The following is a 20,526-nucleotide window of genomic DNA, read 5'->3' as shown; positions in this document are numbered from 1 at the left end:
GCCGGGAACGGCGACCCGTACAAAATAGGCATCAGCCGTTCAGAATATCAAGCACACCCCGGAAAAATACCGGGGCACGCGCCCTAGCCGGCCTGCTCGCAAGGACTCAAGGAAGATAAAGACTGAACAACCCGCCACCCAAGGGACCGCCATTGCTGATTTCGGTCCGCCCGAGCACCCCATTTCGCTGATGCAATCGAGCGATGCGCGCGGCAAAGTACAGGCCCAGGCCGGTACTGCCACTGGCCGGGTTGATGCCCTGTACGTAATCAGCCTGACGTTCGATCATCTGGGCCGGATAACCTTCACCATCATCGTTGATCGCCAGCACCAGTTGGCCGGTCTCCTCACCCACGCTGATCAGCAATGAGTGGCGGGCGTATCGGATTGCGTTGTTGATGGCATTGGCTAGCACCGTACCGATCAACTCACGATCGAAAAACCCTAGAGGGCTCAAGGGGTCGACCTCATACGTCACAACCAGGCCACGGCTTTTGAACACCTCCTGGTGCGCCGCCAATTGCGCCTCGATAAAATCGTCCAGCTCATGGTAGTCGGGCCGTAACGGCAACTGATTGACCCCCAATTTGTACAGCCCCAGCAACTGCACCAGCATGCTGTTGAGATGAGCGAACTCGAAGTCGATCACACCCTGCTGCGGATGTTGCGGCTGTGCTTCGGGCAACCGTGCCAACCATTGACCATGCGCCTGCATCAGCACAGCGAGGGAGTTCTTCATGTCATGGACGGTGGAGGCAATCACCGTGGAAAAATCCAGCCCCTGGTCAGCTTCATTCATTCGCCAAATGCCTTGCTTTTGAGCTTCTGATATCGCGAATAACGCGGGTCGCTCTCGGGCATCAACCCAACCCGCTTCAAGCAGGCGCGACACTCCTCCAGCAGCGCCGGGTCGAGGCTGGCATCAGCGCCGTGCAACAGCGACTGCGCCATGTTCAGGGCAATACTGATGTTCTTGGGCTGCAATAGCAGCGCACCGCGAAACAGCTCCCGGGCCTCGGTCAGGGTGCCAGCCTTGTAGCTGCGTACACCCTGGCGGTTAAGATCCGCCGCCGCGTTGCCGGAGTTGAGAATCGCCGGATCATCGGTCTGCTTGGCAATCCCCTGCATCACCTGCGGGTCGTCGCCGTAGATTTCCGCGCAACTCTTCAACATCGAATGACCGGCGTCGGCCTGGCCGAGCATTTTCAGTTGTTTGGCCACCAGTAACGCCGCTTCGGGGCTCATGAACTGCTCCATGCCATCCAGGCGCATCAGCGCCTGCTCGGTCAGCTTTTCCGCCGTCTCGGCATCGTTGATCAACAGGCTGGTGGCTTTCATCAGGCGGGCGCGGATCTGCAACCCCGGATCATTGATGTTGTCCTTGGCCACCGCACTCAAGGTCTGGTTGATTTCCAGGCGAGTGCGGGTATCCAGGCCCCGCTCACTGCCCTTGCTGATCAGGGCATGGGCCAGGCCCAGATTGCTTTCCGGGTCCTTGAAGCGTGACTGCGCACCTTGCGATACCGCCTGGCGATAGGCCCTGGCCGCGCTGTCGAAGTCTTCGTTGGTCATGGCCAGTTTGCCCAGCAACGATTGCCGACGTACCGCCAGCGGCGAAAGACGCACCGCCTCCTCCAGCACACTCTGTGCGGCCTTGGTATCACCTTGCGCCACCAGCACATCAGCGAGACCGTCATACAAGCCTGGCATCAACGGGAAGACCTTCAGGGCTTTTTCATACAACGCCTTGGCCTCATTGATCTGCCCCCGCTTGAACAGCAACCGCCCCAGGCCGACATACGCCCAAGGCAACGGGCGATCAGCCAGGATGCTGTTGTACAAGCGCTCCAGCACTTCGTTCTGGTTCATGTCGCGCAGTGCATCGGCGCGGTAGCGCAGGCACAGCGGGGAAAAGCGCGGGTCCTGGCGGCACAACGCGACGCAAGCGTTGAGCACTTCTACCGGCTTGCCCCGATCCAGCGCTTGCAGGATCGGCTTGAGCAAGGTCTTGCGCTGCTCCAGCCGCTCCAGCCGTTGGGCCAGCCCGGCGCGGTTGAACGGCTTGGTCAGGTACGCGTCCGGCTCGTGCTCAAGGGCACTGAGCACCATGGCTTGGCTGCTCTCGGCGGTGACCATCAGAAAGACACTTTCGTGGCTGATCAACTTCTCGATCATCAGGTCCTCAAGCACCTGCTGACCATTCTTCTTACCGTCACCCAGGTGATAGTCCTGGAGGATGAAGTCGTAGCGCTTTTGCGCACACATGCGCAACGCCGCCTCGCCCGTGTCGGCCGTGTCTACATCCTTGACGCCCAACTCACGCAGCATCGACCTGACCGAACTGCGGAAATCCGAGAAATCATCGACGATCAAGAAGCTCTTTTGGTGGTACGCCAGCATCGAAGATTCCAGGCAATTAAAAAGATGAACCCAAAGGCGCAGCCCAGGACCGGCCCGGCTTGACCGTCCGGCTCCAATTGCGCAGAACAGCAGCCCAACAGGCTATCGGCCAGAGCGGGTGTTCTCTTGAAGAGATCGTCAAACAATCGCGTAACCATCGGAGTCACCGCGACTTCAACAAGGTGTACGGGACTGTTCATTGGCCGCGCGCGAACGCGCAAGAGAGGTGGCGTGCGGCATCACGTCAACACCAGGATCACCGCATACTCGGCCCAGGCCTGCACATGAAACCCAAGTGGAGTCAGCGAATGAAGCAACAAAAAGGCCCCGTCTGATCGATCAGCGCGGGGCCTTCTTTTTGAGCGTGGATACGCTGCTGCTCCATCCATGCGATTGCCGGTGGCGGCGAAATCGACTGGGCAACGTCGGGAGACAAGGTCGTTCCAGTCGATATTTTCGACGAGGGCGGCGTAAAGGTATTTACCGCTCGCATCACCATGAATGTGAAGGTTGGTTAATTAGGCCCCGTCGACCAGACGCTTGAGCCCTGAGTGGCTGGTCGCGGTAATCTTTTAATGTCTGCTTTTGGCCGATTCTGTTGAAAAAGTCGGCTCGCCCAAACGGCCTGGTCATTGACTGGTTAAAACGCCTTCTTTGCACACGGCTACGTGAAATCTGAGTCCGGAAGCCTCTGCCGAAAATAAAGATTTCAATCTCGAACGCATTCTTTTCTGCTGCGCAATCCATGGTCGACTTTTTCAACAGAATCGACCCAAAGCTGTCGGCCAAGAACGCCGAAGACATGAATGCACTCATGTCGTTCAGACGCAGTTCAGATCATTGCTTGATCAAATCCCCCGGTTTCCATGCCTTGTCGAAGAACGCCTTGGTCGGGCCATATAACCGCAGAATCACGAAGTAGCCTTCGCCCGGCAGGGTTTTGATCCAGTTTTTGCCGGCGCCCGGTGAGTTCGGGCCGAAATGCACATCGATCGAGCCGTCGGCGTTGGTGACGGGCTTGTCCATGGTGTTCAGCGACGGGAACGGCTGGCCGTTATCCAGACCTGACGCAGTGATCGAGTCATACGCCGTCACCGACCAGAACAATGCCGCCGGAATGCCTTTGGGCAGGTTCAGCGAGTAGCTGTTGCTGCCGGACAGGAATTGGCCTTTGGCATCGACGAAGGTGGCCGGGTACTTGGCACCGACGCTTTCCATGTTCACCGCCATGCCCGGGCTGGCCGAGTAGGCGTTGGTGAAAAAACCGGTGCGCGGGTCGATGTAATTGAAGGTGTCGGCGGTGAACGTCGCATTGCCGGGGAATACGTTCAACCACTTGCGATCCGGATACCAGGTGCCATTGGCGACAATGGTTTGCGGCGTGTAGGAAATGGCATGGCCGATCTTGCTGGCGGTTTTCGCTGCCTTGTCGAGCAGGTCGCGGGTGGCTGGCTCCGGTTTGAACGGTTTGCCTTTAACGATACCCAGAGCGGCGAGCATGCCGCGCATTTCCATGTCTTGCGGGTCAACGTATTCGTGATCGATGAACCGCGACAGCATGTCGAACGCACTGCCGTCGGAGGGGTAGAGCATGTTGACCGGAGTTTTCGAGGCGTTGGGGAATTCCATCGCTTTGGCCGTGGCCTGTTTGCCCAGCGGATAGATGCGCGTCTGCTCCATGACTGCGACCGGTGCCTCCAGTTGTTTCGGGTCCTTGAAGAATCCGCGCCAGAACACGAACACACCGTAAGTGCGCGAGCGGTAAGTCAGGTAGCCCGGCGGTACCTCGCCCTTGTAGTCCGGTGGCAGCACCAGATACTTGGCACCCTTGCCTTTGTCCGGTCCCGGCAGCCCGACATCACCACACCATTGGCGACCTTCGATCTGGCCCTCGGAGCAGATCGGCCGTTGGAAGAAGTCATCGAGAATGCCCTGCAAGCCTGGCGGGACTTCGATCACCATCGGGCCGTCCTGCTTGAGATCCAGATAGCCCATGGCATAGATCACGTCGGAATTTGGCGTGGTGACGCGGGTCTTGGCGTTGAGGCGGTCCTTCCAGATCGGCAGCACGTTGTAGCCGGCACCGAAGGCTTTTTCCGAACCTTCTTTCATGGCGTACATGTTCAACGCCGGCAGTGCCCAGATGTACGACTGCACGGCACGCTGGAAAAGCAATTCGTTTTGCAGTTGCGCCACGCCCTCCAGTGTTGGATAGCCGCCGGCAAAAGGCAGATCGGCCAACTGTTCATAGTGCGTGGCCGCCTGGGCGCTGAGGCTGATCGAGATGGCCAGGCCCGTTGCAGTCAGTGATTTTGCAAATGTGCTCATCGCGAACGTCCTGTTCTGGTCAATTGGTTTTCAGTACGGCTGGGGGCACCCACTGGCCATTCAGCGCGGCCGGTTCAGGCCAGTAGGCGCGGATGTACAGCGAGAAATCAGCACCTTGGGGCGTCGGCAGCCAATTGCTTTCCTTGTCCTTGCCCGGTGATTCGCTCTGCACGTAAATCGTCAACGAACCATCGGCATTGGCCTGCAGTGATTTGTTCTTGGTGCCGATCGAATAGCGCTTAAGGTCATTCGGGGAAAAGAAGTGCTGCTCGTTGTACAGGGTCAGCGACCAGAAGCCTTTAACCGGCGGCAGTTGCCCCTTAGCAAAGGTCACGGAGTAGCTGTTCTGCCCATTGAGACGCGTACCGGACTTGTCCAAGTCCTGATAGAAGTATTTGGTCTCTTTCTGTTGGTTGACGAAAATATTCGAGCGCGCCACGGCGGTACGGCTGAAGTAGTCGGTGCCAAACGCTGCACCGTTGCTGATGGTGCTCCAGTGATCCGGCAGTTGCAGGCCATAGTTGCGGAACTGCAACAGCGGATCGATCACTTCGCTGTCGGCTTTTTTCGCTTCATCGATCATCGCCGCCTTCAGTTGCGGATCAGCCTTGGCGATGGCCGCGAGGGTGGCCATCTGCGCGTAGCGGGCTTCTTCGCCCGGCAACGGTTTGGCGTCCTTGAGTAGCGCCGGCAACTCGTCGAAGAATTTCTCCGGCATCACCCATTTGGTTTCGCCGCTGCCCGCCGCCTGCGCCGGGAATTTTGGCAGTTTCGCCCAGTCCCGGTGTTTGACCTTGCCGTCGTATTGCGACAACGGGTACATGTCCACGCCCGACAGCGACGCTTGAATAGCTGTGCGGTCGGCTGCGGTATCATCCTGGAACACTCGGGGAATCACGAAGCCGGTGCTGGTACGTGCCCGAAAGACTTTGGTGATGCCCGCAGGCACCTTGCCATTCCAGTCAGGGCCAACCAGCAGATAGAAGCCGGGTTTGCTGCCGTACATCTTGCCGAGTTCGGCAAAGCTATCGGAGCGTAGATCCACCACTTGATACACCCAAAAACGGCTGCCGAAGTCCGGCACTTGCAGCACGACCGGTTCCAGATCCAGCGCGATGCTGCCCGCGCCGTACACCACATCCTGATTCGGGCATGCGACCAGCCGTTCCGCCGGATCAATGTAATCACTGAGCATCGACAGTCGATTGATCGGCGCGACCGGAACGATGCCACCCATCAAGCCCGGTTCGGGCAGGTCTTTGAAGGCCTGGCGACGGTTGAAAATATTGGCCATCGGCCAACCCCAAAAATACGCTTCGCGCGCCATCATGCGCACATAGGGTTCGGTGACCTTGGTGCCGGCGACAGGCCCGGCAACGGCAGCTTCGCCAGCGTAGCTGGGTGGCACCAGCAGGGATGTGGTTGCCAATGCACCGAGCAGCGTCAGTGCGAACAGGTTCAGGCGATGGGCCGATTGATTCATAAAAGCATCCTTACTTGCGGGATCACCTTTTGCTGGTGAGTCGCAGGAAAGATAGCTCAAGTTTGGCGGGGTGACGCTTGATCGGCTTGAACGTCAGCTTTTGGCCGATTCTGTTGAAAAAGTCGACCATGGATTCCGCAGCAGAAAAGAATGCGTTCGAGATTGAAATCTTTATTTTCGGCAGAGGCTTCCGGACTCAGATTTCACGTAGCCGTGTGCAAAGAAGGCATTTTAACCAGTCAATGACCAGGCCGTTTGGGCGAGCCGACTTTTTCAACAGAGTCGGCCGGTTTCTGCCTGTCACGAAGGGCAGCAACCGACCTACATCTGCCGACCAGCATCGGCAGAATCTGGCGGTCAAATGGTTGTCCCTTCATCAGTATGGAACCTCGACCCAAAAGGTAGACAAGCAGAAACAACAAAGCCCGCACAGGGCGGGCTTTGCGGCGAGTTACGTAGCCATCGAAAGACAACTAGAAACATCAATTTGGTGCACCAAGCGGGATTCGAACCCACGCGCCCCCACCTTCGGAGGGCTGTCCCCTGAGGGCATTTTCATGAGCTGAAGGTTAGCAATTGCACCCATCCTGCACCCATGAATGTTTATCTCTCGTCGCTTTAATAGCTAGAGGCCTTGAATTATATGGTGTCCCAGGGCAGGTTCGAACTGCCAACCTTCCCCTTAGGAGGGGGATGCTCTATCCAATTGAGCTACTGAGACACAGACCGGCCGCAAGAACATGCGGCGCGATGGACGGCGAGCATGTTAACGGCCAGACCCGCTTTTGTCATGTCGTCTGTAGGCTTATTAAGTGTAGGCAAGCGCGCTACTGCAGCAACCCGGCGGTTGCGCCAACTGGCGTGCCGGATCACTGGCTGCCAGGTACCTTTGCACCGAGGACCGTGCGAAGCCTTCTCGCGCAGCGGACTCCTGTGAGGTGACACTTACGGCAGACTCTCCGCACACATCGGTTGCGCGGGCCATCACCCGGCGCGCCACGACACAATCAAAACACGCCCGGGAGTCACGAGCGACATCGATCGGGCTGTCTTTGCCTGAACCTGAGGGACCCAGCAGACAAATAAGCCTGCCACCCATCCCAAAACGCTCCAAATTTGGTGTTCTCCCCTAGCAAATCGGCCATTTGCCACTATTCTATACAACGAAAGAATGAACGATTGAATTCGCATGGAGTGCACGTCAGGTCATGCCTGCAAGGCATCACCCTGTCGGCGGAAGGGTGCGAACAGGTATTCGGACAGGCCCGTGTTTTCCAACCAGTCCGCATTTCTGACAATTGAAGCTGGCATAATGCCTGCTTACCGTTCAATATTTGTCACAGAATTGACGCCAAGTATCTGGCAAATTTGAGGCATGATGCGAGCCTCTCATCAATTCAGGTTGAACATTTGGCTGCCACGCTTGTCCTACTGACATCCTGCGGCAACTCCCAGAACCGCTCCCCTGAACTAACCGGTTAAATATATGCGCCCATTGAAACAGGCAATTTATTCCAGCCGTACGGCTGACAAGTTTGTCGTACGCCTGCCAGACGGAATGCGCGAGCGCATTGCCGAGGTGGCACGCAACCATCACCGCAGCATGAACTCCGAGATCATTGCGCGATTGGAGCAGAGCCTTATTCAGGAGGGCGCATTGGGCGAGGAGCTGAGCATGCGCTTGGACAGCCCCGAGCTTTCGCTGCACGAGCGCGAGTTGCTGCAACGTTTCCGCCAACTCTCCCACCGCCAGCAAAACGCCCTGGTTTCTCTGATCGCCCACGATGCAGAGATGAGCGCAAGCGCTTCCTGATACCCGCAGAACACTCAAGCCAGCCAAGCGCTGGCTTTTTTTTGCCTGAATTTCAGCCGCGCGCCCTCCCGATGGCGCCGGCGGCTTGCTCCATCGAGATCACATTCAGGGAATTGGGCAGAGCAACGCGCGACCCGCCCAGCGGGCAAGATCGCGCCATAGGCACTTAGAGCAGGAAGATCGTTGCCAGCCCCAGGAAGATGAAGAATCCACCACTGTCGGTCATGGCCGTGATCATGACGCTGGCCCCCATTGCAGGGTCGCGTCCGAGGCGTGCCAGGGTCATTGGGATCAACACCCCCATCAAGGCAGCCAACAGCAGGTTAAGCGTCATCGCGGCCGTCATCACCACGCCCAACGACCAACTGCCATAAAGCAGGTAGGCTACGACGCCGATAACCCCTCCCCAGACCAGGCCGTTGATCAAACCCACCGCCAATTCCTTACGCATCAGGCGCGAGGTATTACCGGTACTGACTTGATCGAGCGCCATCGCACGCACAATCATGGTGATCGTCTGATTGCCCGAGTTACCGCCAATACCCGCGACAATCGGCATCAAGGCCGCCAGGGCCACCAGCTTCTCGATGGAACCTTCGAACAGACCGATTACCCGCGATGCGATAAACGCTGTGATCAGGTTGATCGCCAGCCACGCCCAACGGTTGCGCAAGGACTTCCAGACGGAGGCGAAAATATCTTCCTCCTCCCGCAGACCCGCCATGTTGAGCACTTCGTTTTCGCTCTCTTCACGAATCAAGTCGACCATTTCGTCGATCGTCAAACGACCGATGAGCTTGCCGTTCTTGTCGACCACCGGGGCCGAAATCAAGTCGTAACGCTCAAAAGCCTGTGCCGCGTCGTAGGCGTCCTCATCCGGGTGAAAGCTTACCGGATCGCTGGCCATGACTTCCGATACTTGCTTCTCCGGGTCATTGACCAGCAAGCGCTTGATCGGCAGAACCCCTTTGAGCACGCCGTCATAGTCGACCACGAACAATTTGTCGGTATGGCCTGGCAACTCCTTGAGGCGACGCAGATAACGCAACACCACTTCAAGGCTGACATCCTCACGGATCGTCACCATCTCAAAGTCCATCAAGGCGCCGACCTGATCCTCGTCATAGGACAACGCGGAGCGCACGCGCTCACGCTGCTGACCATCGAGGGTTTCCATCAGCTCATGGACGACGTCTCGCGGCAGCTCGGGAGCCAGGTCAGCAAGTTCGTCAGCGTCCATCTCCTTGGCCGCTGCCAGGAGTTCGTGATCATCCATGTCGGCGATCAGGGTTTCACGAACCGAGTCGGACACTTCAAGCAGGATGTCGCCGTCACGCTCAGCCTTGACCAACTGCCAGACAGTCAAACGCTCGGCGAGCGGAAGGGCTTCAAGGATATAGGCAACGTCGGCGGAGTGAAGATCATCGAGCTTGCGTTGCAACTCGACGAGATTTTGCCGGTGGACCAGGTTCTCGACCAGATCCTGATGATGACCTTCCTGGCGATGAGTCAGGTCTTCGACCACCCGCTGGCGCTGCAGCAGCTCAACGACTTGAGCAAGGCGGTCCTGCAAGCTTTCTTGTGTTTTCTTTACTTCTACTTCAGACATAGGCGAACTCCACTCCCAGCAGCGGGGCACGCCGGAAGGATCAATCAGTCAATTCATGATTGGAAAAACGGTTTACTGAGTAACTACTGGGTAAGTCCATGGAGGTATTCCACAAGCCCCGGCGGGGCTGACGGGCGCAATCATACACGGCTTGGCGGTTTTAAACGCTAAAAAATCCGCACTGGAACAAGCGCTTGCAAGAGAAATCCAACCCTCTCCGGCACGGGTGAATCTGCGACGACTCATCCTGAAAAGAAAACACACCCGCACCAAGAAATGTAGCAGCTACCCTCAACTACAACCGTCACGGAGGACGTCCAATGCCAACCACAGCCCTTGCAGCCTTATTCCTGGCAACCCTGCTCTATCCGTCACCCAAGGCCCTTGGCGCGACGATCCAACGCTGTGACGATGACAACGGCCATGTCACGTTCACGACACTGGGCTGCCGCCCGAACGAACACCTGTCACTGCACAGCATCCAACCCCCCACCCCAGGCAACAGCAGCACTGCGATGCCTGAGGCCGCCCCTGCTGAAACATCACGCAAGCAAACAGAACCGCAATCACTGACGATCGTCGGCCAGTCTGAAGACAAGTGCGACAGAGCACCTGACGCACGCGAACGTCGCGAAGCAATCATCGATCGCAGGATTATTGTCGGCATGAACCGGCAGGACGTGGAAAGCGCACTCGGCAAACCAAACCGCGTACGTACAAAGGCATCGTCAACGGACTATTACTATGACGACAAGAAGGGTCGGAGCGCGAACATTACGTTCGATGGGAATGGCTGCGTAAAAGCCAAATCCCAGACAGCAAAAAGCCCGCGTTAGACGCAGGCTTTTTGGTGTTTGGTGCACTCGACAGGATTCGAACCTGTGACCGCTCGGTTCGTAGCCGAGTACTCTATCCAGCTGAGCTACGAGTGCAAGTTGTGTTTTTATACCAGATCACAACTGGTTGAAGCCAGGTTATCCGCATTACTGCAAACAACCCTTAAATGGTGCACTCGACAGGATTCGAACCTGTGACCGCTCGGTTCGTAGCCGAGTACTCTATCCAGCTGAGCTACGAGTGCATTTGTTGCCGCGCATTATAGGCCGTTGAATCTCTTTGTAAAGCTCTTTTTCTAGTAATTTCAACAACTTACAGAAGAAGCCAGATTACAACGTACTACGCAAATAATGGCGGAGAACGGGGGATTCGAACCCCCGACACCCTTGTGAGGTGTACTCCCTTAGCAGGGGAGCGCCTTCGGCCACTCGGCCAGCTCTCCGCAACACGGGGCGTATCTTAACCAACCTTTTCCCCGTTTGCAAACATAAAAAACGATAAAAATTAATGGCTTGGTTCTTCGTCCTTCTCTTTCTTTATACGCAGGTAGATTTCCTCACGATGCACCGCCACCTCCTTGGGTGCGTTAACACCGATGCGCACTTGATTTCCTTTAACGCCGAGCACGGTCACGGTGATTTCGCCATCACCAATAATCAGGCTTTCTGCGCACCGACGAGTCAGAATCAGCATACCTTTCTCCTCACGCATTTCAGTTCAGGGACAACAGTCTGCAAAAAAAAGGCGCTCGACCTACAACCACAGCGGTCGCAGCCCTACACGCCTAAGTATTGACCAGCACACGTAAAAGAACAGCCTTGTGTGCACAGCTCAAAAAACAAAGGGCGCGGTCAGACCGCGCCCTCACTGGACCGCATCACTCGCCCTGGCGGACCGGTGCATCCAGCTCGAAAGCTGTGTGCAGTGCACGCACCGCCAGCTCCAGGTACTTTTCTTCGATGACCACCGAGACCTTGATCTCCGATGTCGAGATCATCTGAATGTTGATGGTTTCCTTGGCCAGCGATTCGAACATGCGGCTGGCAACGCCTGCGTGCGAACGCATGCCAACACCGACGATCGAGACCTTGGCAATCTTGGTGTCGCCCGAGACTTCACGGGCACCGATCTCGCGAGCGGTGTTTTCCAGCACGGCCTGGGCCGCCTGGTAGTCGTTGCGATGCACGGTGAAGGTGAAGTCGGTGGTGTTATCGTGCGCGACGTTCTGCACAATCATGTCGACTTCAATGTTCGCGGCGCTGATCGGCCCAAGAATCTTGAAGGCGACGCCCGGGGTGTCTGGCACACCACGGATGGTCAGCTTGGCCTCATCGCGATTGAAAGCGATGCCGGAAATGATCGGCTGTTCCATGGTTTCCTCTTCATCAATAGTAATGAGGGTACCCGGACCCTCCTTGAAGCTGTGCAGAACGCGCAGCGGTACGTTGTACTTGCCGGCGAACTCCACCGCACGGATCTGCAACACCTTGGAGCCGAGGCTGGCCATTTCCAGCATCTCTTCAAAGGTGATCTTGTCCAGGCGCTGAGCGACTGGCACCACACGTGGGTCGGTGGTGTAGACACCGTCGACATCGGTGTAGATCTGGCACTCACTGGCCTTCAGGGCCGCTGCCAGCGCCACGCCGGTGGTGTCGGAACCGCCACGCCCCAGGGTGGTAATGTTGCCGTGCTCATCGACGCCCTGAAAACCGGCGACAACAACAACCCGGCCAGCCTTCAGGTCACCGCGAATCTTCTGGTCGTCAATCTGTAGGATCCGCGCTTTATTGTGCGCGCTATCCGTCAGAATCCGCACCTGATTACCGGTGTACGACACCGCCGGCACACCACGCTTGATCAACGCCATGGCCAACAGTGCGATCGTCACCTGCTCACCGGTGGAGACAATCACGTCCAACTCACGTGGAACCGGCTGATCGTCGCCACTGACTTGCTTGGCCAGATCGATCAGACGGTTGGTCTCGCCGCTCATCGCCGACAGCACAACCACCAGGTCATCGCCGGCATCGCGGAACTTCTTAACCTTGTCGGCGACCTGTTCGATTCTCTCGACAGTACCGACCGAGGTGCCTCCAAATTTCTGTACGATCAAAGCCATTTCAAAGCCGCCTCTGCCCATGAAGGGCGCCCATTAGTCACTCAAACAGCAGCCCGGCCCGCCACTAGACGAACGCGCCGGGCACACAGCCTTAAATACCCTGTTCGACAAACGGTACGGTCAGGGCCAGTGCGGCGTCCAGGCTGTTGGCGTCAGTACCACCGCCTTGCGCCATGTCCGGACGACCACCGCCCTTCCCGCCCACTGCCGCAGCGGCTTGCTTCATCAAATCACCGGCTTTGAGTTGGCCAGTCAGGTCCTTGGTCACACCGGCAACCAGCACGACCTTTTCCTCATGGACACTGCCGAGCAGGATCACTGCGCGGCCGAGTTTGTTCTTCAGTTGATCAACCAGCGCCAACAGCGCCTTGCCATCCTGACCGTCGAGACGCACGGCCAGCACCTTCACACCTTTGACATCCAGGGCCGAGGCCGACAGATCGTCGCCCGCCGCACTGGCCGCCTTGGCTTGCAACTGCTCGAGTTGCTTCTCCAGCAGACGGTTGCGCTCAAGCACAGCCGACAGCTTGTCGATCAGGTTGTCGCGGCTGCCCTTGACCAGGCTGGCCGCTTCCTTGAGTTGCTCTTCAGCAGCGTTCAGGTACGCCAGCGCGGCTGCGCCGGTCACCGCTTCGATACGGCGTACGCCCGAAGCCACACCACCTTCGCTGGTGATCTTGAGCAAACCGATGTCGCCGGTACGGTTGGCGTGGATCCCCCCGCACAGTTCAACGGAGAAGCTACCGCCCATGCTCAGCACGCGCACTTCATCGCCGTACTTCTCGCCGAACAGCGCCATGGCGCCTTTTTGCTTGGCGGTCTCGATGTCGGTTTCTTCGGTCTCAACGGGCGTGTTCTTACGAATCTCGGCGTTGACGATGTCTTCCAGGGCCTTGATCTGCTCAGGCTTGATGGCCTCGAAGTGGCTGAAGTCGAAGCGCAGGCGCTGACTGTCGACCAACGAGCCCTTCTGCTGGACGTGCTCGCCCAGTACCTGGCGCAATGCGGCGTGCAGCAAGTGCGTGGCCGAGTGATTCAGCGCGGTGGCATGACGCACTTCGGCATCCACCTGAGCCTGCACCGGTGCGCCGACGATCAGGCTGCCCGAAGCCTGCACGCCGTGGTGCAGGAACGCACCACCGGTCTTGGTGGTGTCACGCACGTCGAAACGCGCGTTGCCGGCCTGCAGGTAGCCACAATCGCCGACCTGGCCACCGGACTCGGCGTAGAACGGCGTCTGGTTGAGGACGATCACGCCCTCGTCGCCTTCGCTCAAGACGTCGACCGACTGGCCATTCTTGTACAGCGCAACGATCTTGGCCGCAGCGCTGGTCTGGGTGTAACCGGTGAACTCGGTTGCCACGTCGACCTTGACCAGGGTGTTGTAGTCCAGGCCGAAGGAGCTGGCCGAGCGCGCACGGACGCGCTGGGCTTCCATCTCACGTTCGAAACCGGCCTCGTCGATGGTCAGCTCGCGCTCGCGGGCGATATCGGCGGTCAGGTCCATCGGGAAGCCGTAGGTGTCATACAACTTGAACACCACGTCGCCCGGGACCACGGTGCCCTTGAGTTCAGCCAGGTCCTGTTCGAGGATCTTCAGGCCGTGCTCCAGGGTCTTGGAGAACTGCTCTTCCTCGGCCTTGAGCACACGCTCGATGTTGGCCTGTTGCTGCTTGAGTTCCGGGAAGGCTTCGCCCATCTCGGCCACCAGGGCGGCAACGATCTTGTAGAAGAAGCTGCCGGTCGCGCCCAGCTTGTTACCGTGACGGCACGCACGGCGAATGATCCGGCGCAACACGTAGCCACGGCCCTCGTTGGACGGCAGTACGCCATCGGCAATCAGGAAGCCGCACGAACGGATGTGGTCGGACACCACCTTGAGCGAAGACTGGTCGTCATTGGCGCAACCGATCGCGGCGGCCGACGCGACCAGCAGATTCTTGAACAGGTCGATTTCATAGTTCGAGTGCACGTGCTGCATTACCGCACTGATCCGCTCCAGGCCCATGCCGGTATCGACCGACGGCGCTGGCAGCGGATGCAACACGCCATCGGCGGTGCGGTTGAACTGCATGAAGACGTTGTTCCAGATCTCGATGTAGCGGTCGCCGTCCTCGTCCGGAGAGCCCGGCGGGCCGCCCCAGATGTCGGCGCCGTGATCGTAGAAGATCTCGGTGCACGGGCCGCAAGGGCCGGTATCACCCATAGTCCAGAAGTTGTCGGAGGCGTACGGCGCCCCTTTGTTGTCGCCAATACGGATCATGCGCTCGACGGGCACGCCGATGTCCTGGGTCCAGATGTCGTAGGCCTCGTCATCGGAGGCGTAGACGGTCACCCAGAGTTTTTCCTTGGGCAGCTTCAGCACGCCGGTGAGGAAGGTCCAGGCGTAGTTGATCGCGTCGCGCTTGAAGTAGTCGCCGAAGCTGAAGTTACCCAGCATCTCGAAGAACGTATGGTGACGAGCGGTATAACCGACGTTTTCCAGGTCGCTGTTCTTGCCGCCGGCACGCACGCACTTCTGGCTGCTGGTGGCGCGGGTGTAGGCGCGCTTTTCCTGGCCCAGGAAGCAGTCCTTGAACTGGTTCATCCCCGCGTTGGTGAACAGCAGGGTTGGGTCGTTGCCAGGGATCAAAGAGCTGGAGGCTACACGGGTGTGGCCTTGCTCTTCGAAGAAGCGAAGGAAGGCTTCACGGATTTCTGCGCTTTTCATTAGGTTCTTCCACGGAGGCTGCGGCCAAAGGCCTGTGCGCATCGTCAACGGACGAAGCGACGGCAAAGGGCCGCATTATATCGGCCCTGCGCGCGCGGTACAGCGTGTTTATAAGATAGAAACACTCAATTGGACGGCCAGCATGGCCATTTCCGGGGTCATTTGCTGGAAAACTCGACGAAAGTCGCGATGACTTGCTCGATTTGCGCACGACTCACGTCCATGTGTGTCACCAGGCGCAGGCGAGAGGCGGCGCTGAGGCGGATCCCGCGCTCAGCGGCAAACACCTTGAATGCCTCGGCCGTGTCACCCATCTGCACGTAAACCATGTTGGTCTGTACCGGCTCGACGTCAAAGCCCGCTGCACGCAAGCCATCGGCCAGCGCCCAGGCGTTGGCGTGGTCGTCCGCCAGGCGCTGGACGTTGTGCTCAAGGGCATACAGCCCCGCCGCCGCCAGAATCCCGGCCTGGCGCATGCCGCCGCCGACCATCTTGCGCAGTCGCCGGGCCTTGCCGATCAACTCCGGCGAGCCGCACAGCACCGAGCCCACCGGCGCGCCCAGGCCCTTGGACAGGCACACCGACACCGAGTCGAAGTGCCGGGTGATCTCCCGCGCGTCCACGCCCAACTTGACCGCCGCGTTGTACAGCCGTGCGCCATCGAGGTGCAGTTGCAAACCATGCTCATGGGTAAAACGGCGGGCCCGGGCCAGGTACTCCAGCGGCAAAACCTTGCCTTGCATGGTGTTTTCCAGGGCCAGCAAGCGGGTACGGGCGAAGTGGAAGTCGTCAGGCTTGATCGCGGCGGCCACCTGCGCCAGGTCCAGCGAACCATCGGCCTGGACCTCCAGCGGTTGTGGCTGGATGGAGCCCAGCACCGCCGCACCGCCACCTTCGTATTTGTAGGTGTGGGCCTGCTGGCCGACGACGTATTCGTCACCGCGCTCGCAATGCGCCATCAGCCCCAGCAGGTTGCTCATGGTGCCCGTCGGCACGAACAACGCGGCGGCAAAGCCCAGGCGCGAGGCCAAGTCAGCTTCAAGACGATTCACCGTTAGGTCCTCGCCATAGACATCGTCCCCGGTGGCCGCGCGGGCCATGGCGTCGAGCATTGCTGCGCTCGGTTGAGTGACGGTGTCGCTGCGAAGATCGATAACGCTCATGGATCAGCCCTCGGAATGGCGCGAAAAAACCGATGTATATCATCACAACGCAGCGATGCGCAGCTTAACAATTTGTGTTAAAAACGCTGCGCCGCCAGATAATCTGTCGGCAAAACGTTCTCAGGGCGGGGTGCAACTCCCCACCGGCGGTAATTGCGCGCAATGCGCATAGCCCGCGAGCGCTTGGCATTCACACAGGCTTTGGCCTGGGTAATGACAAGGTCAGCAGACCCGGTGTGATCCCGGGGCCGACGGTCATAGTCCGGATGAAGAGAGAACGGGATTGGCGCCACAGGGCCGTCCACGGTCAACGCGCAGGCACTGCATGCTTGAACCGGACGTACCCTTAAATCCCATTCGATTCATAACGCCCTGTTTTTTACACAAACAGGAGTCAGAACAGATGCAACCCACCGCAATCGATAGCAAGAGCAAAAACCATCAGGGTGAGCGCGTCGCCTTCATCCAGGCCTGCTGGCACAAGGAAATCGTTGATCAAAGCCGTAAGGGCTTCCTCAGCGAGATGATCGCCCAGGGCTATCAGGAATCGGACATCGACTTCTTTGAAGTCGGCGGCGCCTTTGAAATGCCGCTGCACGCCAAGCTGCTGGCCAAGACAGGCCGTTACGCTGGCATCGTCGCCGCCGCACTGGTGGTGGACGGCGGCATCTATCGCCACGAATTCGTTGCCCAATCGGTCGTCAGCGGCCTGATGCAGGTCCAGTTGGAAACCGAAGTGCCCGTGTTCTCGGTCTCTCTGACGCCCCACCACTTCCACGCGGGCGAGGAGCACCAGAAGTTCTTCTTCGAGCACTTTGTGCACAAGGGCCAGGAAGCGGCGAAGACCTGCGCTGACACGCTGCACAAGATCCGTGCCTTGCGCCGTAGTGAGCCGCGCGCGCTAGCCGTCTAAGCCAGATACCCGCTCCCATAAATGGTGTGATACCTCTGTGGGAGCGGGCTTGCTCGCGAAAGCGTCGGCACAGCCGACACTGCTGTTGAATGTGATGGCCTCTTCGCGGGCAAGCCCGCTCCCACCCTGGTCCACGGCGAACACACATCCGGGGAGCAGCTCAATTCCTTGTAGGAGCGAGCCTGCTCGCGAAGACGGCAACACAGCCAACATCTCCGTTGACTGACCTACTGCTATCGCGAGCAGGCTCGCTCCCACGCGGGTTTCGCTTAACTGACTGGCATTAGGGCAAGCCTCGCTCCTACGGGCTCAACCCAGATTCCTGCTCGCGATGGCGGTGACGAGCGGCATGGCTAAGACAGTTGCTCTCACATTTGATCTGCGCTTAGCTCAAGTCTTCGCCAGAACTTGGCACAATCAAGATCCCCGCCCGCAAGCCATTCTTCACCTTCGGGTTGGGGAAGATGATCCGCGCGCCCTGCTCCTTGACGATCCAGCGAGTCTGGGCGATGTCCTCGGCCAGCAGGTAGCCCACGTCAAGTTCCGAGAAGTTTTCAATGCTCGCTGGCAGGTTCAGCTTGAAGCTGTCGCTGTGCTTGATGATTTCCCGCGCCACGCTGAACAGTTGCAAGCCATCCAGGCCTTCCTGCGCCAATGGCGGCTCGGTGCCTTCGATGATCTGCTTCAGGCGGGTCTCCAGGCGTGAAACGTCGACCCCTTCGTTCTGCCCGAAGGGTCGAGCCTTGCCCAGTTCCAGGGTGAAGGCCTCAGCGCCCAACGTGTCGTAGGTGTACGAGCTGAACACGATGGACGGCTTGTTCTGCAGCAGCACCGCCTGCATGCCAGCGGCCCGCAGGCGCGCCAGTTCCCGGCGCGAATGCGCGCGGCCTTCTTTCCAGGGGTACAAGGCGAACTGTTCGATCTTCGAGCCGCGGATCGCGGTGTGCAGGTCGTAGTGCAGGCGCTCGCGGTCCGGCAGGCTGAAAAAGCTCGCCGCCAGGCGCTCAAGCTCGCAGGCGCGCAGGGCTTCGAAGCCGCTGCTCAGTTCATGACGGCCATTGAACAGCCGATTAACGTCCTGTTCGACAAAGCGTTCGCCGCGGCGCATGGCCTCGGGGTTGCCAAACAGGAACAGGATACGGGCACACGGTTTCAATTCGCCGCGGGCGATGTCATGCAACAGGCGATCGAGCAACTCGATCGGCGCTGTTTCGTTACCGTGGATGCCGGCTGACAGCAGCAGGTCAACGCCGTTGTCACGGGCCTCCGGTGGCCGGACTTCCAGCGCACCTTCACTCAGCCAGCGCATCCGCACGCCTTCGACAGTCAGTTGAGTCTTCTCCGCCGGTTCACGGCCGGCGAGGGTCAGTTCAAGCAGTTTGCCGAGGGCGAGCATAGCGCGACTTCCTTAGTGATCGTGATTGCAATCCGGGCCATGCACATGGTCTTCGTCACCGACATCAGCCGGTTCCATTTCCAGTTGCAGACTGACCAGGTTAGTCGCCAATGGGCGCAGCAGCAGGTTGGCGTATTCGGCGTCGCCTTCTTCGACGTCGACGCCGATCAGCAGTTGGCCACGGCCATCTTGCTGGATCCACAGCTCTTTGCCCTGCCACATCACCGCCACGCGGGTGCAGGAGGTTTCCAGTTGAGTGCCGTCGGTGTCTTCAAGGATCAGCTTCAGGGTATCGCTCATTTTTACGTTCTCATCTGGATGATAAAACCTCGCGCCCGGCTCATTGGAGCCGCACGCGGGCCTTTAATTGATCTGGAATGGATAAACCGCGCCCAGTTTAAGGATTTGCGTCAGTTCATCCAGTGCCGTCCGGCACTCAAGCAACAATTGTGGGTCCGCCAGATCGTTTTCGGTCATGCGGTCACGGTAGTGCTTGTCGACCCACTGGGTCAGCGAGCCATACAGCGGCGCCGTCATGATAACCCCCGGGTTGACCGCCGCCAGTTCGGTTTCATTGAGCGCCACGCGCAGCCGCAGGCACGCCGGGCCACCGCCATTCTGCATGCTTTGCTTGAGGTCGAAGACCTTGACTTCGCGGATCAGGCCGCCGGAACCGGTCAAGCCTTGCAGGTACTGCCAGACGCGTTCGTTGTTCTGGCACTCCTGGGGCACGATCAACAGCATCGAGCCGTCGGCACGGGACAACAACTGGCTGTTGAACAGGTAGGAACGCACGGCGTCCTCCACCGACACCTGCGAGCGTGGCACGCAGATCGCCTTGAACTGGCCACCGCGCGCTGCCAGCTTGCTCGACAACTCAGCCAGCATCGCCTCGGTATTGAGGAACGCCTCCTCGTGATAGAACAGCGCCTCGCCGTTACCCACCGCGATCACGTCGTTGTGGAACACGCCCTGGTCGATCACCGACGGGTTCTGCTGGGCGTAGACCACACCGTCCTCGCTCAAGCCGTGCAGGCGGACAACCGCTTGCGACGCTTCGAGGGTCTGGCGTGCCGGGTACTTTTGCGGTGCCGGATAGCGGGTGTCGAACGCGCTGCGCCCGAACACAAAGAACTCGACGCCGGCTTCGCCGTAGTCACGGCAGAAACGGGTGTGGTTGGCCGCGCCTTCGTCACCGAACTGCGCCACCGCCGGCAACGCGGCGTGATGGGCGAAGTGCTTCTGGTCGGCGAACATCGCCCCCAGCACGCGGCTGGTGGTCGGGTGCTCGATGCTGCGGTGGTACTTGCAGTTGAGGTTGGCGGCGGTGAAGTGCACGCGCCCGTCGGCCGTGTCGGCGCTCGGGCTGACGGTGGCGGCGTTGGCCACCCACATGCTCGACGCCGAGCAACTGGCGACCAGCAGCGGCATCGCGTCCTTGGCCGCGCGCTCGATCACCTGGGCGTCGGTGCCGCTGAACCCCAGGCTGCGCAGTGCGCCGACATCCGGACGTTCTTGCGGCGCGAGTACGCCTTGTTGAAAGCCCATGTCCATCAGCGCTTTCATTTTCGCCAACCCTTGCAGTGCCGCTTCCCGGGGATTGGAAGACTGCTGGCTGTTGCTCTGGGACGCCACGTTGCCGTAGGACAGGCCACCGTAGTTATGGGTCGGCCCCACTAGACCGTCAAAATTGACTTCATAGGATTTCATCAGCGAGGCTCCACGAGAATCTGTTGTTATAGGCATCAATTTTCT

16 protein-coding genes, 4 tRNA genes, 1 pseudogene and 1 riboswitch are annotated in these 20,526 nt (G+C 59.0%); of the genes and pseudogenes, 5 read left to right on the top strand and 16 right to left on the bottom strand.

Features of this window, described 5'->3' with window-relative positions:
* Window positions 1-106 precede the first annotated feature (106 nt).
* A complete protein-coding gene (locus BMW74_RS02450; protein WP_093413102.1) occupies window positions 107-799 on the bottom strand; it encodes a sensor histidine kinase in 693 nt (230 codons plus the stop codon).
* Window positions 796-2,400: a tetratricopeptide repeat-containing response regulator gene (locus tag BMW74_RS02445; protein ID WP_093413098.1), complete on the bottom strand. Its 1,605-nt coding sequence runs from the start codon at window positions 2,398-2,400 to the stop codon at window positions 796-798. Before BMW74_RS02445 ends, BMW74_RS02450 begins: the two co-directional genes overlap by 4 nt.
* Before the next feature lie 383 nt (window positions 2,401-2,783).
* Between BMW74_RS02445 and BMW74_RS25350 the strand changes: the two are divergent.
* A pseudogene (locus BMW74_RS25350) lies at window positions 2,784-2,918 on the top strand (DUF4442 domain-containing protein); the annotation flags it as partial.
* A gap of 319 nt (window positions 2,919-3,237) precedes the next feature.
* Here BMW74_RS25350 and BMW74_RS02430 read toward each other — a convergent pair.
* Window positions 3,238-4,728: a DUF1254 domain-containing protein gene (locus BMW74_RS02430; RefSeq protein ID WP_093413092.1), complete on the bottom strand. Its 1,491-nt coding sequence runs from the start codon at window positions 4,726-4,728 to the stop codon at window positions 3,238-3,240.
* 19 nt (window positions 4,729-4,747) lie between these two features.
* A complete protein-coding gene (locus tag BMW74_RS02425; protein WP_093413088.1) occupies window positions 4,748-6,211 on the bottom strand; it encodes a DUF1254 domain-containing protein in 1,464 nt (487 codons plus the stop codon).
* Between the two features lie 77 nt (window positions 6,212-6,288).
* Between BMW74_RS02425 and BMW74_RS02420 the strand changes: the two genes are divergently transcribed.
* Window positions 6,289-6,777, top strand: a complete 489-nt coding sequence (locus BMW74_RS02420) for a hypothetical protein (protein WP_093413085.1) — start codon at window positions 6,289-6,291, stop codon at window positions 6,775-6,777.
* 78 nt (window positions 6,778-6,855) lie between these two features.
* Here BMW74_RS02420 and BMW74_RS02415 read toward each other — a convergent pair.
* Window positions 6,856-6,932 (bottom strand) — tRNA-Arg (locus tag BMW74_RS02415).
* Window positions 6,933-7,697: 765 nt separating this feature from the next.
* Between BMW74_RS02415 and BMW74_RS02405 the strand changes: the two genes are divergently transcribed.
* Window positions 7,698-8,024, top strand: a complete 327-nt coding sequence (locus BMW74_RS02405) for an Arc family DNA-binding protein (RefSeq protein ID WP_093413080.1) — start codon at window positions 7,698-7,700, stop codon at window positions 8,022-8,024.
* Window positions 8,025-8,190: 166 nt separating this feature from the next.
* Here BMW74_RS02405 and mgtE read toward each other — a convergent pair whose 3' ends face one another.
* Window positions 8,191-9,633 (bottom strand): magnesium transporter, encoded by a 1,443-nt coding sequence (gene mgtE, locus BMW74_RS02400; RefSeq protein WP_093413077.1) that lies wholly within the window; start codon window positions 9,631-9,633, stop codon window positions 8,191-8,193.
* 320 nt (window positions 9,634-9,953) lie between these two features.
* Between mgtE and bamE the strand changes: the two genes are divergently transcribed.
* Window positions 9,954-10,469, top strand: coding sequence for an outer membrane protein assembly factor BamE domain-containing protein (bamE, locus tag BMW74_RS02395; protein ID WP_093413075.1), 516 nt, complete (start codon window positions 9,954-9,956; stop codon window positions 10,467-10,469).
* Window positions 10,470-10,488: 19 nt separating this feature from the next.
* Here bamE and BMW74_RS02390 read toward each other — a convergent pair.
* The 7 genes from BMW74_RS02390 to ltaE all read right to left on the bottom strand — a co-directional run bounded on the left by BMW74_RS02390 (window position 10,489) and on the right by ltaE (window position 16,462).
* Window positions 10,489-10,565: transfer RNA gene (locus tag BMW74_RS02390), tRNA-Arg, on the bottom strand.
* A gap of 72 nt (window positions 10,566-10,637) precedes the next feature.
* Window positions 10,638-10,714: transfer RNA gene (locus BMW74_RS02385), tRNA-Arg, on the bottom strand.
* Between the two features lie 107 nt (window positions 10,715-10,821).
* A tRNA-Ser gene (locus BMW74_RS02380) sits at window positions 10,822-10,912 on the bottom strand.
* A gap of 62 nt (window positions 10,913-10,974) precedes the next feature.
* Window positions 10,975-11,163, bottom strand: coding sequence for a carbon storage regulator CsrA (gene csrA, locus BMW74_RS02375; RefSeq protein WP_002554426.1), 189 nt, complete (start codon window positions 11,161-11,163; stop codon window positions 10,975-10,977).
* A 184-nt stretch (window positions 11,164-11,347) separates the two neighbouring features.
* Window positions 11,348-12,589: an aspartate kinase gene (locus tag BMW74_RS02370; protein WP_093413073.1), complete on the bottom strand. Its 1,242-nt coding sequence runs from the start codon at window positions 12,587-12,589 to the stop codon at window positions 11,348-11,350.
* Between the two features lie 91 nt (window positions 12,590-12,680).
* Window positions 12,681-15,299 (bottom strand): alanine--tRNA ligase, encoded by a 2,619-nt coding sequence (gene alaS / locus BMW74_RS02365; protein ID WP_093413070.1) that lies wholly within the window; start codon window positions 15,297-15,299, stop codon window positions 12,681-12,683.
* A gap of 158 nt (window positions 15,300-15,457) precedes the next feature.
* Window positions 15,458-16,462, bottom strand: coding sequence for a low-specificity L-threonine aldolase (gene ltaE / locus BMW74_RS02360; RefSeq protein WP_093413067.1), 1,005 nt, complete (start codon window positions 16,460-16,462; stop codon window positions 15,458-15,460).
* A gap of 112 nt (window positions 16,463-16,574) precedes the next feature.
* Window positions 16,575-16,745: riboswitch (FMN riboswitch) on the top strand.
* A gap of 120 nt (window positions 16,746-16,865) precedes the next feature.
* Here ltaE and BMW74_RS02355 point away from each other — a divergent pair.
* Window positions 16,866-17,375, top strand: coding sequence for a 6,7-dimethyl-8-ribityllumazine synthase (locus BMW74_RS02355; RefSeq protein ID WP_093413064.1), 510 nt, complete (start codon window positions 16,866-16,868; stop codon window positions 17,373-17,375).
* Window positions 17,376-17,760: 385 nt separating this feature from the next.
* On the opposite strand, the gene astE is transcribed toward BMW74_RS02355, so the two are convergent.
* From astE to astB, 3 genes are all read right to left on the bottom strand, one after another.
* Window positions 17,761-18,771 (bottom strand): succinylglutamate desuccinylase, encoded by a 1,011-nt coding sequence (gene astE / locus BMW74_RS02350; protein ID WP_093413061.1) that lies wholly within the window; start codon window positions 18,769-18,771, stop codon window positions 17,761-17,763.
* 12 nt (window positions 18,772-18,783) lie between these two features.
* Window positions 18,784-19,071, bottom strand: coding sequence for a topoisomerase II (locus BMW74_RS02345; protein WP_093413058.1), 288 nt, complete (start codon window positions 19,069-19,071; stop codon window positions 18,784-18,786).
* A 63-nt stretch (window positions 19,072-19,134) separates the two neighbouring features.
* The gene (gene astB, locus BMW74_RS02340) at window positions 19,135-20,481 is read right to left on the bottom strand and encodes an N-succinylarginine dihydrolase (protein WP_093413055.1); all 1,347 of its coding nucleotides are present in this window, start codon (window positions 20,479-20,481) and stop codon (window positions 19,135-19,137) included.
* Window positions 20,482-20,526: the final 45 nt, after the last annotated feature.

Source organism: Pseudomonas sp. ok272, assembly GCF_900109995.1.
Taxonomy (GTDB): Bacteria; Pseudomonadota; Gammaproteobacteria; order Pseudomonadales; family Pseudomonadaceae; genus Aquipseudomonas.
The sequence above is the reverse complement of the archived record's forward strand: the minus strand, read 5'-3'. Positions and strand labels throughout refer to the sequence as shown.

Excerpts from the sequence above, each read along its gene's own strand:
- BMW74_RS02450 (WP_093413102.1), bottom strand. The coding sequence starts at position 799 with ATGAATGAAGCTGACCAGGGGCTGGATTTTTCCACGGTGATTGCCTCC.
- BMW74_RS02445 (WP_093413098.1), bottom strand. The coding sequence starts at position 2,400 with ATGCTGGCGTACCACCAAAAGAGCTTCTTGATCGTCGATGATTTCTCG.
- BMW74_RS02430 (WP_093413092.1), bottom strand. The coding sequence starts at position 4,728 with ATGAGCACATTTGCAAAATCACTGACTGCAACGGGCCTGGCCATCTCG.
- BMW74_RS02425 (WP_093413088.1), bottom strand. The coding sequence starts at position 6,211 with ATGAATCAATCGGCCCATCGCCTGAACCTGTTCGCACTGACGCTGCTC.
- BMW74_RS02405 (WP_093413080.1), top strand. The coding sequence starts at position 7,698 with ATGCGCCCATTGAAACAGGCAATTTATTCCAGCCGTACGGCTGACAAG.
- mgtE (WP_093413077.1), bottom strand. The coding sequence starts at position 9,633 with ATGTCTGAAGTAGAAGTAAAGAAAACACAAGAAAGCTTGCAGGACCGC.
- bamE (WP_093413075.1), top strand. The coding sequence starts at position 9,954 with ATGCCAACCACAGCCCTTGCAGCCTTATTCCTGGCAACCCTGCTCTAT.
- csrA (WP_002554426.1), bottom strand. The coding sequence starts at position 11,163 with ATGCTGATTCTGACTCGTCGGTGCGCAGAAAGCCTGATTATTGGTGAT.
- BMW74_RS02370 (WP_093413073.1), bottom strand. The coding sequence starts at position 12,589 with ATGGCTTTGATCGTACAGAAATTTGGAGGCACCTCGGTCGGTACTGTC.
- alaS (WP_093413070.1), bottom strand. The coding sequence starts at position 15,299 with ATGAAAAGCGCAGAAATCCGTGAAGCCTTCCTTCGCTTCTTCGAAGAG.
- ltaE (WP_093413067.1), bottom strand. The coding sequence starts at position 16,462 with ATGAGCGTTATCGATCTTCGCAGCGACACCGTCACTCAACCGAGCGCA.
- BMW74_RS02355 (WP_093413064.1), top strand. The coding sequence starts at position 16,866 with ATGCAACCCACCGCAATCGATAGCAAGAGCAAAAACCATCAGGGTGAG.
- astE (WP_093413061.1), bottom strand. The coding sequence starts at position 18,771 with ATGCTCGCCCTCGGCAAACTGCTTGAACTGACCCTCGCCGGCCGTGAA.
- BMW74_RS02345 (WP_093413058.1), bottom strand. The coding sequence starts at position 19,071 with ATGAGCGATACCCTGAAGCTGATCCTTGAAGACACCGACGGCACTCAA.
- astB (WP_093413055.1), bottom strand. The coding sequence starts at position 20,481 with ATGAAATCCTATGAAGTCAATTTTGACGGTCTAGTGGGGCCGACCCAT.